A 1268-nucleotide genomic window follows, 5' to 3' on the forward strand; every position below is an offset into this window, starting at 1 on the left:
TCTGTGTTGGTCACTATTTCAATTATGGTACGCCTCCCCGCTACCATTTATTTTCAATTTTGGCGTACTGAATGACACTGAAGCGCGAGCGATTCACCTCACTTTCGCGATATTTTTGGCCTTCACTGCTTATCCAGCAATGAAGAACTCTCCGCGTGATCACATTCCTCTTGTGGATTGGATTCTCGCGTTAGCGGGTAGCTTTTCGGCTGCCTATATCTACCTTTTCTACACCGAACTCGCAGGACGTTCCGGCGCGCCCACCACTGCCGATATTGTGGTTGCGGTCGTTGGCATGATATTGCTACTTGAAGCGACTCGTCGTGCATTAGGGCCTCCGCTAATGGTTGTGGCCGCCGTGTTCCTGACTTACACGTTTGCTGGCCCATACATGCCAGATGTCATAGCCCACAAAGGCGCAAGCTTAGGTAAAGCGATGTCGCATCTGTGGCTAACCACCGAAGGGGTATTTGGTGTTGCGTTAGGTGTATCCACTTCTTTCGTATTCTTGTTTGTACTGTTTGGCGCGATGCTAGAGCGTGCGGGTGCGGGTGCTTACTTCATTAAAGTCGCATTTTCTCTACTTGGTCATATGAAAGGCGGCCCAGCTAAAGCCGCGGTTGTCGCATCTGGTCTATCGGGTCTGGTTTCAGGATCATCGATCGCAAACGTCGTAACCACGGGTACTTTTACCATTCCATTGATGAAACGAGTCGGCTTCCCGGGCACAAAAGCGGGTGCCGTTGAAGTGGCAGCGTCAACCAATGGTCAGCTCACCCCGCCAATCATGGGCGCGGCAGCGTTTTTGATGGTGGAATACGTTGGGATTTCTTACGTAGAGGTTATCAAAGCGGCATTACTTCCAGCGCTGATTTCCTACATCGCGTTGATTTACATCGTTCACCTTGAAGCATGTAAAGCGGGCATGACTGGCTTACCTCGTCGTCATAATCCAACGTTACTGCAAAGCCTACTGTCATTCACGGCTACCATTTTAGGTCTGTGTGTAATCAGCGCTTTGGTGTACTACGGTGTAGGTTGGACGAAAGATGTCTTTGGCGACGCAGCGACTACGATAGTAACGATCGCGCTACTCATCGCCTACGTCGGCCTCGTAAAAATTTCTGCGAACCACATGAAAGATGGCGCAATTGAGATTGATGCGGAGCTGACTGAAGTGCCAGATCCGGGTCCTACAGTGAAGTCTGGCTTACACTACCTGCTACCTATCGTCGTACTGGTTTGGTGTTTAACAATAGAGCGCTTCT

1 protein-coding gene is annotated in these 1268 nt (G+C 50.2%); it reads left to right on the forward strand.

The features are described from left to right. Positions 1–1268, forward strand: a 1268-nt coding sequence (locus R7070_RS25555) for a TRAP transporter fused permease subunit (RefSeq protein ID WP_318141434.1), incomplete at both ends; no start/stop codon positions are given.

Source organism: Vibrio sp. 1557 (assembly GCF_033340175.1).
In the GTDB taxonomy this organism is placed as follows: Bacteria; Pseudomonadota; Gammaproteobacteria; order Enterobacterales; family Vibrionaceae; genus Vibrio; species Vibrio alginolyticus.